The 15,974-nt window shown below is 64.5% G+C and carries 16 protein-coding genes; 8 read left to right on the forward strand and 8 right to left on the reverse strand.

Features of this window, described 5'->3' with window-relative positions:
• Positions 1-57: 57 nt before the first annotated feature.
• Positions 58-1,173 (reverse strand): helix-turn-helix domain-containing protein, encoded by a 1,116-nt coding sequence (locus AC1RR3_RS29350; protein WP_492827203.1) that lies wholly within the window; start codon positions 1,171-1,173, stop codon positions 58-60.
• Between the two features lie 344 nt (positions 1,174-1,517).
• Between AC1RR3_RS29350 and AC1RR3_RS29355 the strand changes: the two genes are divergently transcribed.
• A complete protein-coding gene (locus AC1RR3_RS29355) occupies positions 1,518-4,040 on the forward strand; it encodes an autotransporter domain-containing protein (RefSeq protein ID WP_492827205.1) in 2,523 nt (840 codons plus the stop codon).
• Positions 4,041-4,102: 62 nt separating this feature from the next.
• On the opposite strand, the gene AC1RR3_RS29360 is transcribed toward AC1RR3_RS29355, so the two are convergent.
• The 4 genes from AC1RR3_RS29360 to AC1RR3_RS29375 form a co-directional block, all read right to left on the reverse strand.
• Positions 4,103-4,666, reverse strand: a complete 564-nt coding sequence (locus AC1RR3_RS29360; RefSeq protein WP_492827207.1) for a dihydrofolate reductase family protein — start codon at positions 4,664-4,666, stop codon at positions 4,103-4,105.
• A 7-nt stretch (positions 4,667-4,673) separates the two neighbouring features.
• Entirely contained in the window at positions 4,674-5,681 is a 1,008-nt protein-coding gene (locus AC1RR3_RS29365) for a polysaccharide deacetylase family protein (protein WP_492827209.1), read from the reverse strand.
• A gap of 163 nt (positions 5,682-5,844) precedes the next feature.
• On the reverse strand, positions 5,845-6,414 hold the full coding sequence (locus AC1RR3_RS29370; RefSeq protein ID WP_492827211.1) for a glutathione peroxidase: 570 nt from the start codon (positions 6,412-6,414) through the stop codon (positions 5,845-5,847).
• 93 nt (positions 6,415-6,507) lie between these two features.
• The gene (locus tag AC1RR3_RS29375; protein WP_492827212.1) at positions 6,508-8,148 is read right to left on the reverse strand and encodes a L,D-transpeptidase; all 1,641 of its coding nucleotides are present in this window, start codon (positions 8,146-8,148) and stop codon (positions 6,508-6,510) included.
• Between the two features lie 208 nt (positions 8,149-8,356).
• On the opposite strand from AC1RR3_RS29375, the gene AC1RR3_RS29380 reads away from it, so the two are divergent.
• Positions 8,357-8,905 carry a CreA family protein gene (locus tag AC1RR3_RS29380; RefSeq protein ID WP_492827214.1) on the forward strand — a complete coding sequence of 183 codons (549 nt, stop codon included), beginning with the start codon at positions 8,357-8,359 and terminating at the stop codon, positions 8,903-8,905.
• Here the strand turns inward: AC1RR3_RS29380 and AC1RR3_RS29385 are convergent.
• Complete coding sequence (locus AC1RR3_RS29385; protein WP_492827498.1) at positions 8,895-9,104, reverse strand: hypothetical protein; 210 nt, start codon at positions 9,102-9,104, stop codon at positions 8,895-8,897. The genes AC1RR3_RS29380 and AC1RR3_RS29385 overlap by 11 nt on opposite strands.
• Before the next feature lie 416 nt (positions 9,105-9,520).
• Here AC1RR3_RS29385 and AC1RR3_RS29390 point away from each other — a divergent pair, with 416 nt between their 5' ends.
• Both AC1RR3_RS29390 and AC1RR3_RS29395 read left to right on the forward strand, forming a co-directional pair.
• The gene (locus AC1RR3_RS29390) at positions 9,521-9,682 is read left to right on the forward strand and encodes a hypothetical protein (RefSeq protein WP_492827216.1); all 162 of its coding nucleotides are present in this window, start codon (positions 9,521-9,523) and stop codon (positions 9,680-9,682) included.
• 34 nt (positions 9,683-9,716) lie between these two features.
• Positions 9,717-10,079: a hypothetical protein gene (locus AC1RR3_RS29395; protein WP_492827218.1), complete on the forward strand. Its 363-nt coding sequence runs from the start codon at positions 9,717-9,719 to the stop codon at positions 10,077-10,079.
• A 12-nt stretch (positions 10,080-10,091) separates the two neighbouring features.
• Here AC1RR3_RS29395 and AC1RR3_RS29400 read toward each other — a convergent pair whose 3' ends face one another.
• On the reverse strand, positions 10,092-10,337 hold the full coding sequence (locus AC1RR3_RS29400; protein ID WP_492827220.1) for a DUF6719 family protein: 246 nt from the start codon (positions 10,335-10,337) through the stop codon (positions 10,092-10,094).
• Positions 10,338-10,404: 67 nt separating this feature from the next.
• On the reverse strand, positions 10,405-11,874 hold the full coding sequence (gene pdxR / locus AC1RR3_RS29405) for a MocR-like pyridoxine biosynthesis transcription factor PdxR (RefSeq protein ID WP_492827499.1): 1,470 nt from the start codon (positions 11,872-11,874) through the stop codon (positions 10,405-10,407).
• A 75-nt stretch (positions 11,875-11,949) separates the two neighbouring features.
• Here pdxR and AC1RR3_RS29410 point away from each other — a divergent pair, with 75 nt between their 5' ends.
• From AC1RR3_RS29410 to kynA, 4 genes are all read left to right on the forward strand, one after another.
• A complete protein-coding gene (locus AC1RR3_RS29410; protein WP_492827222.1) occupies positions 11,950-12,675 on the forward strand; it encodes a pyridoxamine 5'-phosphate oxidase family protein in 726 nt (241 codons plus the stop codon).
• A 52-nt stretch (positions 12,676-12,727) separates the two neighbouring features.
• Positions 12,728-14,005, forward strand: a complete 1,278-nt coding sequence (locus AC1RR3_RS29415) for an ArgE/DapE family deacylase (RefSeq protein ID WP_492827224.1) — start codon at positions 12,728-12,730, stop codon at positions 14,003-14,005.
• Between the two features lie 278 nt (positions 14,006-14,283).
• Positions 14,284-15,093, forward strand: coding sequence for a hormone-sensitive lipase (locus AC1RR3_RS29420; protein WP_492827226.1), 810 nt, complete (start codon positions 14,284-14,286; stop codon positions 15,091-15,093).
• Between the two features lie 34 nt (positions 15,094-15,127).
• Complete coding sequence (gene kynA, locus AC1RR3_RS29425; protein WP_492827228.1) at positions 15,128-15,967, forward strand: tryptophan 2,3-dioxygenase; 840 nt, start codon at positions 15,128-15,130, stop codon at positions 15,965-15,967.
• Positions 15,968-15,974: the final 7 nt, after the last annotated feature.

The raw sequence follows: 15,974 nt of genomic DNA on the forward strand, positions 1-15,974 counted from the left end.
CGAAGCAGGGTTGCTCTGCGCTCTGCCCATCCTCGTAACGACATGCTTTCCGAGCTATCAATCCGCACTCGGAGGCGCGATTTCGCGCATCCACCGGGAGATCGTCGCACTGTTCGTCGCGTCCGTGCCGCGCTGTACACCGAGCAATGCGGCCTCGCGCGCGGCGCGTGGGGTGATGCCATAGGCGGCCTTGAAGGAGCGGGCGAAATGCGCGTCGGTGCCGAGTTGCCAGCGCCGCGCGACCTCGCTGATCCTCAGGCTCCGCGCATCTGAATTGGCGAGGTCGAAGAAGGCGCGGTGCAGTCGGCGGCTGCGGATGTAGTCGGCGACACCGCCCACCGGCGCGAACAGCCGGTACAGCGAAGCCCGTGACAGGCCGAAATGGGCGCCGACCGATGAGGCCGACAAATCCTCGCTGGCAAGGCCAGCCTCGATGTGCTGGCGGATGCGCATCAAAGACGGGCTTGCCGTGGCCGAATGGTCGGCGTCAGCCTCGACGCGCTCGAGTTCGTTGCGCAGGCACGCGGCCAGCAGCGAGACCGTGCCCTCGACCACCGATTGACATTCGTCGAGTGTCATCCGGGGCGCAAATTCGAGCAGGGCGGTGAGGGGCCCCGCGAGGAGCCTTGCGATCACGCCGCTGCCCGGCAGCACAAGGCCGTGCAAGTCGTCGATCCGCAGGAGATGGGTGCCGAACATCGGGCGCGGCACGACCAGCGTGACATTCTCGAACGCCGTCGCCTTGGTCTCCAGCGGTTGGGCTAGGTCGAACAGGCAGATGTCGCCGGCGCGCACGCTGATCGGTCTGGCGCCCGCGATGCCGTCAAAGCCACCTGTCACATAGAGCTGGAGGATGATGTGGTCGACACCGCTGCGTGCAATCGTCTCCGGTGTGCGGCGGAAACGCTGACCGCTGGCCCGGCTCAACCCGATCAGCACAGGCCCCATGGCATAGGAACTGATGTCGGCGCGGAAGGGGCCCGGTTCGTCGGCGGCGAGTTCGTCAACGTCGAACAGCGTTGCGACCGCCTCGCGCCAGGCCGCGACATTCGCGTCAGTCTCCATTTGATCCGCGGCGAAGCCGAATGCCGGCAGCAGGGATGAAACCGGGGCGGCATCGCCCATCGGTCCGGATGATTCCTTCGGACCTGTCGTCGTGCGGTCGTCGGTCATGGTGGCGTGGTCGTGTCTCGATCGTCTTGGATGGTCGGGGCAAAGGCGGCGCCGTCCTGCCCGCCCATTGATGACAGGGGGTATAGGGAGATATCCGGAGCAGGGAAAGTCGTTCGTTTGTATACGAATCCTGCCGGTATCGTGGGGTGCGCAGCACCCGATCGGCGGCCTCGCCACGCCCCGAAGCCATCGGGCTTTTGCTCTTTTGTCTCAGTCTATTGATGCGGCGTTTCCAGGCCGCCCGCTCGTATTGACGCTGCGTCATGGACGCTCGAATAGCGCCCCGGGCACCGGGAGACCGGGTCCAGGACGGCATGATGCCGAAAGCGGGGCTAAGGACTGCAATGGTGTTGCGTGTTGATCTCGGGGCGGTCTTCGCGGGCCGGTCCGCTGACGGGTGGGTGAGCGCGTCGGTACGCTCGTTGACCGCCTGGCTCAGCACTTCGGCTCTGGTAACGGCGGCGCTGGTCGTGACCGTATCGCCCGCCGAAGCGATCGACGCAACCTGGCTTGCCACGCCCGGCTCGGGTACCTACGCGGCGGGATCGAATTGGAGCGGCGGCAGCGTGCCTGACGGCACCGCTTCGTTCGGAGCGTCCAGCATCACGAACCTGAGTATTCTAAGTATGCAATCGGTCGGCGGATGGACCTTCAACGCCGATGCAGGAAATTACGTGATCACCGTTGACGGTGAAGTGTCGTTGCGTTTTCTCGACGCCGGCATTGTCGTCAACGGCGGCAGCGTCGTGCTCGACATCAATGTCAGCGGCGTCAGGTTTGGCAACAACAGCACGGCGGGGACCGCGACGATCAATGTCAACGACGCCACGCTGTCCTTCACCCAGAGCGCCACCGCCGGCAACGCCGTCATCCGCAGCGACGGCGAGATCAATTTCAGGAACACCAGCACCGCCGGCAATGCCAGTATCAGCAATACAGGCACGGTCTATTTCGACGATGCAAGCACGGCCGGCAATGCCACGATCGCCAATACCGGCACAGGAACGATCTATTTCCACGATACGAGCAGTGGCGGAACGGCGCGCTTCATCAACAACGCCGACATCGACGTGTCGGACCGCTCGTCTCCCTTCATCACGATGGGGTCGATCGAAGGCTCCGGCACCATCTATCTCGGCTCGACGACCCTCGAGGTCGGCGGCAACAACCTCTCGACCGTCTATTCCGGCGTGCTGCGCGACGGCGGCAGTGGCGAGGGCTCGGGTGGCTCGCTGACAAAGGTCGGCACCGGCACGCTCACCCTGACAGGCACGAGCACCTATACCGGTGGTACCGTCGTTGCCGGCGGCGTGCTCGATGTGGAGGGATCCCTCAACGGGACCTCGTCCGCGACGGTGCAATCCGGCGCCGTGCTGATGGGCGCGGGCAGCATCGTGTCGCCGACGGTGGCGATCGATGGCGGCGGCACCCTCGCGCCGGGCAATGGCAGCGCGGGAAGCATGCTGACGATCGACGGCAGTCTCGCCTTTGCGTCCGGCGCGTTCTACCTGGTGCAGGTGAGCCCGTCGGCCGCCGCCTCGACGACGGTCACGGGAACGGCGGATCTGGGCGGCGCCACCGTGAAGGCAGTGTTTGCTCCCGGCAGCTACGTCTCGAAGACCTATACGATCCTCAGTGCGGCCGGCGGCGTCTCCGGAACGTTTGTGTCGCTCATCAACACCGGTCTGTCATCGAACGTCCATAGCTTGCTGAGCTATGACGCCAACAACGTCTATCTGAACCTCGCGCTCGATTTCGCGATCGCGCCAGACCTCAACGTCAACCAGCGCAATGTCGGCAACGGGCTGACGAACTCGTTCAACCGGAACGGCGGCATTCCCGGCGTCTATGCGGCATTGTCGGCGGGCGGGCTGACGCAGGCCTCCGGGGAGCTCGCAACACGCGTGCAGCAGACGACGTTCGAGGCGATGGGGCAGTTCGTCGGTTTGCTTGCCGGCCGCGGCGAGCCGGACTGCGCCGTGCCCGACGTCCAGGGCAAGCCTCGGCCGTGCCGCGAGGCTGCGCGTTGGAACATCTGGGCGTCCGGCTTCGGCGGGGCGCAGGAGAGCAACGGACATGCTGCTCTCGGATCGCACGATGCGACGAGCCGTGTGTTTGGGACCGCCGTCGGGGCCGATTACCGGCTTTCGGCAAATACGCTAGCCGGCTTTGCGCTGGCCGGCGGCGGGACCAATTTCAGTGTGAGCGGCCTCGGCAGCGGGCGTTCCGACCTGTTCCAGGCCGGCGCTTACATGCGGCATGTCAACGGGGCGGCCTATATCTCCACGGCACTGGCCTATGGCTGGCAGGACGTCACCACGGATCGGACCGTGGCCATCGCCGGTTCAGATCGCCTGCGCGCCGGGTTCAACGCCAACGCCTGGTCCGCGCGAGCCGAGGGCGGTTACCGGTTCGCTCCGCCCTGGATGAACGTCGGCGTCACGCCCTATGTGGCAGGGCAGTTCACCACCATCGCCTTGCCGGCCTATGCGGAGTCCGTGCTTTCAGGCAGCAGCGCGTTTGCGCTGACGTATGATGCGAAGAGCGTGACCGATCCCCGCACCGAACTCGGCATCCGCACCGACAGGGTTCTCGGCGTGAGCGACGGTGTCCTCACGCTGCGCGGACGACTTGCATGGGGGCACGATTTCAATCCGAACCGGACGATGGCCGCAACTTTCAGGGCGCTGCCTGACGCGAGCTTCGTCGTCAACGGCGCTGCGCAGGGGGCGGACTCCGCGCTCGTGACGGCCGCCGTCGAAAAGAAATGGCTGAGCGGCTGGTCGGCCCTTGCGGCTTTCGAGGGCGAATTTTCGAACGTGACGCGGTCCTATACTGGCAAGGGCGTCGTTCGTTATGCGTGGTGAAACCATAAGATAATTGCTGGTAGCAAAATACCGGTACTGTGCATGGGGTTGTTTTGCGAGTTTTAAGTGGAGCCTCTCGCCGGCCGCCACGGCGTGACGGTCACCTCATGCGCCGCGTCGAGCAGATACGGCGCCCCCGGCTTCAGCCCGTGTGACGCCAGCACCTCATGTGGCGTCCGCTCCGGCACGCCGACAAAGCAGCCTTCACCGCCGGGCAGCCGCACATGCGGAGCTTCCGACAGCCAGAACGTGTCGTAGCGGTCCATGAACATGTCGAACACGACGGGGCCGCCGATGATTGCGACCGTGCCGGACGAGACGTCGGCGAAAGCGCAGGCCTCCTCGAAGCTCGCATGCTCGGGATTCCACAGCGTCGCGTTCGGCATCTCCGGATCGACGGTGAGCGCCTTGATCTTGCGGGTGAGGATCAGCCGCTTGCGCTTCGGCGAATTCGGCTGCTGCTCGTGCGAGTGTCCGCCGTGCACGACGATCGCGGCGCGATCGAGCGCCTGCTCGAAAAAGCGCTTGTCGCCTTCGAAGACCAGCGTGGGCGGCATGATGTGCGACGGATCGGCAAGCATGCCGTCCGCCGATATGATGACGTAACCTTCAAACCGGAAAGACAAGTGCAGTCTATTCCGAGACCGTCGTCACGACGCTGTTGACCGGCCGGGTGCTCACCGTCGGCAGCTTGACGTCCTTGAGCAGCTCCTGGTCGTATTCGGGCAGCGTCGAGGCCGGGAATTTGGCGCGCATCGCCACCACCTTGTAGCCACCGGCCTTCAGGCGCTTGAGCAGCTCGGGCAGGGCTTCGGCGGTGTGCTTCTGGAAGTCGTGCATCAGGATGATGCCCTTGCCCTTGCTGTCGAGCTTCTTCATCACGGTCTCGATCACCTTCTCGGGCTTCGAGGCCTTGAAGTCGAAGGAGTCGATGTCGCAGGAGAAGATCGCGGTGTTGCGGTTGCCGAGATAGGTGACCATCTCCGGCGGATGCTGGAGCGCCGGGAAGCGGAAGAACGGCGAGGGCGAGATGCCGCCGAGCGCCCACTTCACCGCGGAAAGACCTTTCTCGATCTCTTCCTTGCGCTGCGCTTCGGTGAGCTTCTTGTTGTTGAGATTGGCGTGCGACCAGGTGTGGGTGCCGACCGTGTGGCCGGCCGCATAGACCTGCTTGAGGATCTCCGGCTCATAGGTCGCGTGCTTGCCGATCGAGAAGAAGATGCCGGTGGTGCATTCGTCGGCGAGCGCCTTCAGCACGGCGGGCGTGTTCTTCGGCCAGGGGCCGTCGTCGAAGGTCAGCACGACCTCCTTGTCGCGCAGGAAGTCGAGCTCCTTGAAATGCTCGAAGCCGAAGCCGGGACCGCCTGTCGTGTCAATCTCGACGGTGCGGGCGACGCCGAGCGCGCCCAGCGTGTTGCAGGCCGCGCGGGCCGGCTGCGGCGCCTGTTGCGGCGGGGGCGGATTGACGAAGCCCGCTGGCGCGGCGGCTACCGGCGCGGGAGCAGGTGCTGCGGCGGGCGTTGCAGCCGGTGCGGCTTGCGTGGCTGCCGCGGGCTTTGCGGCCGGCGTCTGCGACCATGCCGCGCCGGTCATGCCTAAAGACATCGCGCTTGCCAGAATTAGTCCTGCCGCCACACGCATGGTGTTGTCCTCGAGATTGATCCCGTTGTTCTGCCGTGGCTTTTCGCTTCCGGCAAAACCATCCTGCCCCAAACGATCCTAGCCTAGATGGTGGGCCCTCGCCATTGCAACGGCTGTTTGGCAACCCGCCACAATTGTGCCCAACCGGATTGGGCGCGGCGCGTCAGCTGTCGGCCAGCGCCTTGGCGACCGCTGTCTTGACCCGTGTGTCGGTGGGCTCGACCGCGGAGGCAAAGACCTCGGCAATATAGCCGTCACGGCCGATCATATATTTGTGGAAGTTCCAGCGCGGAACATCCTTTGGTCGCGCCTCGGCGGCCCATTTGTAGAACGGATGCGCCTTGGCGCCGACCACCACGGCCTTGGCCGCGATCGGGAAGGTAACGCCGTATTGGTGGTGCGCGGTCTCCGTGATCTCGCTCGTGCCGCCCGGCTCCTGGCTACCGAAATCGTTGGAGGGCACGCCGATCACGGTGAGCCCGCGCGCGCGAAACTCGCTCCAGAGCTCTTGCAGGCCGGCATATTGCGGCGTGTAGCCACAGAGTGATGCGGTGTTGACCACCAGCAGCGGCTTGCCGGCGAACGCGGCGAGGCGGATGTCGTCGCCGGAGAGCGCCGGGAAGGAGAAGGCGTAGGCGGGGATGCGGCTCATGCCGCCATCGGCGAGCGCGCGCGTGACAGGCGCGAGCGTCCCTGCAAGCGTCGCGATCAGCATGGTCCTGCGGTTCATCATGACGGAATCCCCCCGAAATGATCGAGGGAGGATGTTACATCGCCGCTGCGTGCCGGACTCGTCAACACCGCGTTATCGGGAGCGACAGCGCCTCTAGTACAGGCGGACGATGAAATCAGTGCCTTCGCCGGTCTCGCCCTGGTTGATGCCCTGATCGGAGACGATGATCGAGCCGCCGGAGGTCAGCATCTCGTTGACCTTCGCCATGGTGTCGGCGGGGATCGAGATGCGGTCGAGCGCTTCAGCCGGGCTGTCCGGCGTGACCACCGGCTTTGCGGCGACGGGGATCACCGCGGCGCCACCCTTGCGGCGCGTCACGCGGCTGTCATCCTCGCGCGCGGCGGAACGCGCGGAGACGGGCAGCGACACCACCGACCAATGCAGCGCATTGGAATCGGCCTTGTCGACTTCGGCGGTGAAGACATGCGTGCCGAGCGGGCGGTCGCTCGCGGCGATCGTGATCGGCACATCGAACAGCGGCGCAAAGTTCTGCCGCACGTAGAGCTTGGAATCCTTGCGGCTGATGAAGACCGCGATCTGGCCGGCCCGCTTGGGCGCGTCCGGCTTCGCGGCCGGCGCGGGATCCGCGACCCGGCTCTCGTCCTTCTTGGCATCAGGCGCAGGCGCCGTGGCGGTGACGGCTGCGTCAGGCTTCTTTGCGGTGTCGGCCGCTTCAGTCTTGACGGGCTCGGATTTGGTCGGCTCGGATTTGCTGACGTCCGACGTGGACGGTTCGCCCTTGGCTGGTTCGGTTTTCGCAGCCTCGACCTTGTCGGCGCTCGCGGCTTCTTCCGACTGCGGCTTGGCCGCGTCAGATGCGTCGGCCGTCGTGGTTTCGGACTTCGCTGGCGCGTCAACCTTGTCGGTCGGTGCCGTGGTTTCCTCGCGCGCCGGCGCATTGCCGGTGGTCACATCCGACATCACGGTGTGGCCGACCGACGAGCGCAGTTCGAGCACGCTGTCCGCGCTCGCGGTCTTTGTCTCCTGCGGCTTGGCTTCGGTGACCTTGGCTCCGGCCGCACCCTTGTCGGCCTTGTCGCCGATATTGGTCGGCGACTCCAGGCTGGCCGCGGGCTGTGGCGGTACGCGCACGGAGGCGAGCAACTGGTGCTGGAAGCTGTGCGGCGTCATCTCGCCCGGCGTGACGAGCACGCGCGCGCCCATCTTGGTCCAGTTCCACATCTTCACGGCGAACGCCATCGGCATGCGGATGCAGCCATGCGAGGCCGGATAGCCCGGCAGCACGCCGGCATGCATGGCGACGCCGGACCAGGTGATCCGCTGCATATACGGCATCGGCGCGCCGCTATAGATGTTGGAGTGGTGGAATTTGTGCTTCTGGATGACGCTGAACACACCCATCGGCGTCGAGTGGCCCTTCATGCCGGTCGACACCGGAGATTCCGCGAACACGCCATTGGTGTCGTAGACAGTCACCTTCTGCCGGTCGATCGAGACGACGATGACGAGCGGGCCTTGCGGTTTGGTGCCGACTTCCTTCTCGGCAACCACATCCTTTTTCTTGCTGGAGGCGCCGTGTTTCGGCGGCTTCTGTCGCGGCTCTTCAGGATGCCGTTCCTGCCGGCCGTAGGAGCCGTCGGAATAATCGTTCCAGTAGTAAAATGCTGCTTCCGCCTGGCTCGCCGTGCCGATCGCACCCGCCGCCGTCAAAATGGCGACCTGCCAAAGCCGCGCCGGCTTGGCAGAAACACCGGACCCGTTCACGCTATTCATCCTCGAATCCATAATCCAAATCAGACGTTAGTGTCGCAGAGGGGATACGCGTTCACCAGCAGGGCAGTTCTGCCGTCAGCTACTTTTGTCCAAGACGTAGCAAAAAAGCCTCACAGAGCGGTAAACGGCGGCCGCGATCGGGCCCCCGTCACCTTCCTGTCCGGCTGTCGCGTTCCTACATTAAGGGGACTCGTTACCGGAGAACTTCATGTCATCCCGTTTCCCCGGTCTTTCCGGCATCCGCTTGAAAGGCCTTGCTTTATTCCTCCTGGCTCTGGCCATGCCCATGGCTTCCGCGTCCGCCGCCGATGAGCCCGATCTGATCTTCCGCCGCTCCACCGTATTCAAATGGATGAGCCCGAACGACAAGCTCGCGACCTACGGCCTCGACGATCCCGAAGTCGATGGCGTCGCCTGTCATTTCACTGTGCCGGAGAAGGGCGGTTTCAAGGGCTGGCTCGGCCTTGCCGAGGAGGTCTCGGACATCTCGCTCGCCTGCCGCCAGATCGGTCCGATCAAGTTCAAGAACAAGATGGAACAGGGCGACGACATGTTCCGTCAGCGCCGCTCGCTGTTCTTCAAGAAGATGCAGATCGTGCGCGGCTGTGACGCCAAGCGCAACGTGCTGGTCTACATGGTCTATTCGGACAGGCTGATCGAGGGCTCACCGAAGAACTCGACCTCGACCGTGCCGATCATGCCGTGGGGACCGGCCGACGCCAACGTCCAGAAGTGCGGCGAATTCTTCACTCAGTAATGACGGTACGACCGGCGCGCGGCTTTGCGAGATGCGAGCCGGTCAGGCGCACGAACATCTGCGGCGCGGCCTCATAACCGCGGCTCGATTGCAGCGCCATTTCGCCAGGCGATGTGGCGCTGCTGCGGACTTGTCGTTGATCTCCGCGGTCCGTTCGTTGGTCCGCCTCGCGCGTCGTTGCGCGATCTTGCGCCACCATGATGGCCATTCCTCACGTGAATGCGCCCGGTGATCCGGGCGTCTCGGTTTCGATGGCTTGGGTCGCAGCCGAAGCGCCCCCGGTTCGACAGGGCCCAACCTTCGTTTGGCGTCTCTTCAGCAGAAAAACGTAAAACCCATGTGAAGCGTGCAAGGCGCGCGCATGACGATGCCCGCGTCCGGAGCACAGCCGCACTTGAACGAGGACTTGCCTCGTCACTTTGAGCTGAGGCGCAACCTGACTGAAATGATTGGCATTTTCCGAGAATTGTTTCGTCCCCACGGACCGGACGAAACAATTCGCACGAAGACGAAACCATTTTCCGCTTTTGGCGCATCACGCGCGAAACCGCCCATGGTTATCAGCTTCATAACGACGACGGCGCACCGCCGGCCTCGGAATTGAGGGACAAGACCATGCGCGCGCTCAGCTTCATCCTTGCTTTCGGTTTCGTGCTTGCAGGTTCGTCCTTCGCGGGCACGCCCGACGGCAACCTCCCGGGGATCGGCACCTTCCAGTACAGCGGCTCGCCGGTCATCGCTCCCGCACCGCAGCTCGTGGTCGCCGCACGCTTCTGATCGCCAACAAGAAAATCAGCCGTCAAAGGCCATCATGTTCCGTCGTCTCAGCGCCGCAGCGTTCATTTGTCTTCTGACGATCAGTTCCGTCCAGGCGCAGGTGCGCTCCCCCTCCAGGTTGCCTGATCCCCGCACCGAGTTCGTGAGGCAGTGCGCGCCGCGCATGCTCGGTCGCTGGGAGCATCCGGAAGCAGTTTGCGGCTGCCTGCATGATCATGCCGCCGCCGTCGTCGAGGACCGTGATCTGCGCGAGGCGCTGCTGCGCGGGATCAGCGAGACCGGCGTTCCGACGATCGAGACCGATTGGGTGCCGATGTCCAAGCAGGGCGAGATCGGGCCCACCTTCACCAAGATCGCCAAGCCGACCTTGCAGTGCATGTTCGATCCGGCGAAGTAGCGTCTCAGATTATCATTTCGACTTCGGACCGTGTCGCGGCACGCAGGAACTGGTGCGGGCGACCCCCTTCTCGGTCATCTTCGCGCCGCGCACCTCCTTGACCTGTCCGGCCGGGCAGGTTCCATCATCCACGAGCACACGCTGACCAAGCTTGAGATCGGCGATATCCTCCACACGCCCGACCGTGGCGGCACGCGCCGTCGATGCAAGCGCGCTGGCGATGAGGAGCGAGAGGCAGGCCGCGCGACAGAGTGACATGGTGAGGACTCCCGGAATCGATGCCGCAATGTAGGGAGCGGTCACCGATTCTGATAGGGAAGCTTCGTCACGCTCGCCGGGCCGACCTGCCTTTCACGCGCAGCGCCGCGCGCGATTCCCGCGCGAGCCGTTCCGCGGACGTCACGAGCTCGGGAACCGCGTGTCCCGAAAATCCCAGCACGAAGCCCGGCAGGGGGCGTGCGCGTGAATAGGTGTCGGCCAGCAGCCAGCCTTCCGCACCGGCCGCCCGCTTCGCTTCTGCGGCCACCGACAGATCAACCGACGGATCGAAGCGGGCGACAAGGTGCAACCCTTGCGACGGCACCGGCACGGACAGGACGCCGTCGGATCTGGCTTCCAGCGTCTCAGCCAGCGCATCGCGCGCTTCGCGATAGAGTTTTCGCACGCGCTTGAGGTTTGCGGCAAACGCGCCGGAATTGAGCATGTCCGCCACCGCGCCTTCCATCAGCGTGCCCGGAAAGCGGTCGAGCGCGGCGCGCGCGGCGGTCACGTCGGCGATCAGTCGCTCGGGCAGGGCGCAATAGCCGATGCGCAGGCCCGGAAACAGCGTCTTGGCGAACGTGCCCATGTAGATCACGCGCTGGAGATGATCGATGCCGGCGAGCGACATCAGCGGTGCGCCGTCATAGCGGAACTCGCTGTCGTAATCGTCCTCCAGCACGAAGGCGCCGGCCTGTCTGGCCCAGTCAAGTAACTCCAGCCGCCGCGGCATCGACATCTGCACGCCCAGCGGAAACTGGTGCGACGGCGTCACATAGGCCGCGCGTGCGTTCGGCCCCGCAGTTCGCCCCTTGGCGATGCGCATCCCATGTTCGTCCACGGGAACGGGGACGGCGCGATAGCCGCAATGCGCGATCGTCTTGCGCGCGGCGGGATAACCTGGGTCTTCGCACCAGACCTGGTCGTTCGGCTTGAGGATCGCGCTTAGCACGATGCGCAGCGCATGCAGCGTGCCTGAGGTCAGCATGATCTGGTCGGGGTCGCAGCGCAGGCCGCGCGCCGACAACAGATGATCGGCGATCGCGGCACGCAGCTCGCGGCTGCCGCGGGGATCGCCATAATGCAGATGCTCGGATCCGAACGCGCGCATGCGCCGGCCGACGAAGGCGCGAAAACGCTGCAGCGCGCGCTCGTCGATATGGGTACAGCCGAGCGCGAACGCGCCCTGTCGTGGTGCCTCGACCACGATCTTCGCTTTCTTCGGCCCGGCCGCAGGTGCGGGAATGCGCGCGGCGACGAAGGTGCCGGAGCCGACGGTGGCGTCGGCAAAGCCGTCGGCGATCAGACGTTCATAGGCGGTGACGACGGCGTTGCGCCGAAATCCGGTTTGCTTCGCCAGCGTCCGCGACGGCGGCAGCGGCTCGCCGGGTTTGACGAGGCCGGAGACGATCATCTCGCACAGCGCCTGATACAGCCGGTGCGCCGCGGAAGCGCCTGGCGTGATGTGGGGACCGGTGAGGTCGAGCGGCAGCTCGGCTTTGGCCGGTGAGGACGAATTGGTCGGAATTTTTTGCATGGAATTGGCACTATCGCAGACCAAATCCATGGCTACAACTCTCCTGGAATTGTTCCAGTCCCGACAGGAGCGGCCGTGAGCCAGACCGAAAGCCAGAATTCCTATCCGACCTCGGCGCGCAACCAGGTCAAGCGCCGTCATGACCGCGGCTTCTACGATCACGACACGGTTCACCGCATCCTGGATTCCTCGATGATGTGCCACGTCTCCTATGTCATCGACGGCCAGCCCTATTGCACGCCGACCTTCTTCTGGCGCGAGGGCACTAAGCTCTACTGGCACGGCTCGAGTGCCAGCCGCATGCTGCGCAACCAGACCAGGGGTGAGCGCGTCTGCCTGACGGTCGCGCATCTCGACAGCCTCGTGCTGGCGCGCTGCGGCTTCAATCACTCCGCCGATTACCGCGCGGTGATGGCATTCGGCACAGCCTATCTCGTTACCGATCCCGAGGAAAAGGAGCGGGCGGTGATCGCCATGGTCGACCGCTTCTTCCCGGATCGCACCGCGAGCCTGCGGGCAAGCAACACGCAGGAGATCAAGGCGACCTCCTTCATCGCCATGGAGATCGAGGAGGCCTCGGCAAAAGTCCGCGCCAAGGGTGTCGCCGACGATGATGAGGATTACGAATTGCCGATCTATGCCGAGCGCATTCCGGTGCGCACCGTGCTCGGTGCGCCCGAGCCGTGTCCGCGCCTGCTGGACGGCGTCAGCCGGCCTGCGACGCTCAATGGCTATTCGGAGGGCCGGCTGCTCGAAGATGCATTGCGGGAAGCTTATTTTGTGGAGTACCCGAACGGCTGAAATCGGCTAGCTTGCGCGCTCTTCGATTTGTTTGAACGTCTGGAGCAGCCTGATGAACGCCGAAACGCAGCAGAGGATTCTTGACGCCGTCGATGCCGGCTTCGAAGCCCAGCTTGCGACCACCCGTGATTTCGTCGCGATCCCGTCGACCCGCGGGGCCGAGGGACCGTGTCAGGACATGATCGGCGACCTCCTGCGCGAACGCGGCTACGAGGTCGACGACTGGCACATCAACGTCGACGATCTCAAGGATCTGCGCGGCTTCGGACCGATCGAGTATGACTTCTCGAAGGCGCGCACCGTTGTCGGCACGTATCGTCCGAAGACCGAGGCCGGCAAGTCGCTGATCCTCCAGGGCCACTGTGACGTGGTGCCGGCGGGCCCACTGGAATTGTGGGACACCCCGCCATTCTCGCCCGTCATCAAGGACGGCAAGATGTTCGGCCGCGGCGCCTGCGACATGAAGTCGGGCACGATCGGAGCGCTCTATGCGCTCGATGCGATCAAGGCCGCGGGCCTCAAGCCGACCGCGCGAATTCACTTCCAGTCCGTCATCGAGGAGGAGAGCACCGGCGTCGGCGCGCTCTCGACGCTCCAGCGCGGCTATCGTGCCGATGCCTGCTTCATCCCCGAGCCCACGGCCGGCAAGATGGTGCGCTCGCAGGTCGGCGTGATCTGGTTCCGCCTGCGCGTGAAGGGCCATCCGACCCATGTCGCCTTTGCCGGCTCGGGCTCCAATGCGATCATGGCGGCCTATCATCTCGTCCACGCCCTGCAAAAGCTCGAGATCGAGTGGAACGAGCGCGCCAAGGCCGACCGTCATTTCAAGACGCTGAACCACCCGATCAACTTCAACCCTGGCATCATCAAGGGCGGCGACTGGGCCTCCAGCGTTCCGGCCTGGTGCGACGTCGACTGCCGCATCGCGATCCTGCCGGGCTGGTCGGTGGCCGATCACCAGAAGGAGATTTTGGCCTGCGTTGCCGCTGCCTCGCGCAACCACCGCTTCCTCGCCAACAACCCGCCTGAGGTGGAATGGTCCGGCTTCCTGTCGGAAGGTTATGAGCTCACCGATTCCGCCGCACCGGAAGCCGCCTTCGGCAAGGCCTTCAACAAGGTCTATGGCGGCGCGGTCGAGGACCTCGTCTTCACCGCGCTCACCGACACACGTTTTTACGGTCTCAATTACGGCATCCCGAGCCTCTGCTTCGGCGCCAGTGGCGGCGAGATGCACGGCTTCAACGAATATGTCGAACTGGACTCGCTGAAGAAGACGACCAAGGCGATGGCGCTGTTCATCGCGGAATGGTGCGGAGTGGAGAAGGCATAGCGAGGGGCTCGGCTCTCTCCGCCGTCATTGCGAGGAGCTCTTGCGACGAAGCAATCCAGAGTCTTTCCATGGAGGCAGACTGGATTGCTTCGCTGCGCTCGCAATGACGGAGTGTGCTGCTAATTCCTCAGGATGAGGGGAAATATCTGGCCGGTCTGCTGCCCAATCCACCGGCTTTCCCAGATACTTTAAGCTTAAAATAAAGACTAGGATGCCGGCCCCTCCGGTGGCAGACTGGCGCCCGATCGCAGGGCTTTGAGTCCGCCGAAGGAGTCACGATGCGCGATTGGGATGACGCTTATGCCAATTCGGCCCATATCCCGGGCTCGGACAAGATGCCGGCACAGTGGGCGGAGCGGGCGGCGGCCTACCGCGCCAGTCTGAAGGAATTCCGCGCCGACATCGCCTATGGCTCCGGCGAACGCCAGCGCTTCGACCTGGTCCTGCCTGACGGCGACAGCAAGGGCCTCGTCGTCTTCGTCCATGGCGGCTACTGGATGCGCTTCGACAAGTCGACCTGGACGGACCTGGCCGAAGGCGCGCGGCATCATGGCTGGACGGTCGCACTGCCGAGCTACACGCTGACCCCCGCTGCGCGCATCTCCGATATCACCGCAGAAATCACCGCCGCGATTGCGAAAGCGGCCTCGCTCGTTGCAGGCCCGATCCGGCTCGCCGGCCACTCCGCCGGTGGCCATCTGGTCACGCGCATGCTGTGCGACGACAGCCGGCTCGAGCCCGCCGTCTACAACCGCATTGCCGGCACGCTCTCGATCAGCGGCCTGCACGATCTGCGTCCGCTGCTCAAGACTGGGATGAACGAGACGCTGCGCATGACCATGGAGGAGGCGACGCTCGAAAGCGCGGCGCTGCATCTGCCGCGCGGGCATTCGCCCGTGACCGCCTGGGTCGGCGGTAGCGAGCGGCCCGAATTCATCCGCCAGTCCGACCTGATGGCCAATGTCTGGACCGGATTCGACGTGCCGACGCGCCTCGTGGTCGAGCCTGCGCTGAACCATTTCACCGTCATAGACGGTCTCAAGGATCCGTCGTCGCAGATCACCGCGCGCCTGATCGGCCTCGACTGATGAGGCGGGGGATGATCGATCGAGAGGACCAGCCATGACGTCCAGCGATTACGATCCCGCAAGCGAAGGCGCCGAGACCGATTTTGCCCGGCGCATGTCCTATGGCGATTATCTGGGGCTGGATAAGATCCTGGGTGCGCAGCATCCGCTGTCCGAGGCGCATGACGAGATGCTGTTCATCATCCAGCATCAGACCACCGAGCTGTGGATGCGGCTTGCCATCCACGAGCTCAGCGCCGCGCGCCGCGCCATTGCCAAAGACGAGGTGCAGCCCGCGATGAAGATGCTGGCGCGGATGTCGCGCATCTTCGAGCAGCTCAACGGCGCCTGGGACGTGCTGCGCACGATGACGCCGAGCGAGTATACACGCTTTCGCTCGCAGCTCGGCCAGTCCTCCGGCTTCCAGTCACGTCAGTACAGGCTGATCGAATTCCTGCTCGGCAACCGCAACCACGCCATGCTGAAGCCGCACGCACACGATGTGGAAACGACGAAGCTGCTCGAAGCCGAGCTCGCGATGCCGAGTCTCTACGACGAGGTGCTCCGGCTTGCCGACCGCAACGGGCTGAAGATGCCGGCGGCGGTGCTGTCACGCGACGTCCGCGAGACCCACAGTTTTAACGAGGGCGTGCTGCAGGCCTGGCGTATCGTCTACGAGGCGCCGGAGACGCACTGGATGCTCTACGAGCTCGCCGAGAAGATGGTCGATTTCGAAGACTATTTTCGCCGCTGGCGCTTCAACCACGTGACGACGGTCGAGCGCGTCATCGGCTTCAAGCGCGGCACCGGTGGCACCAGCGGCGTCAGCTATCTCAAGCGCATGCTGGAGGTCGAGCTGTTTCCCGAGCTCTGGCGCGTCCGCACCATTCTGTAGAAATCCC

The sequence above is a fragment of the Bradyrhizobium sp. GW821-FHT13H05 genome (genome assembly GCF_058804065.1).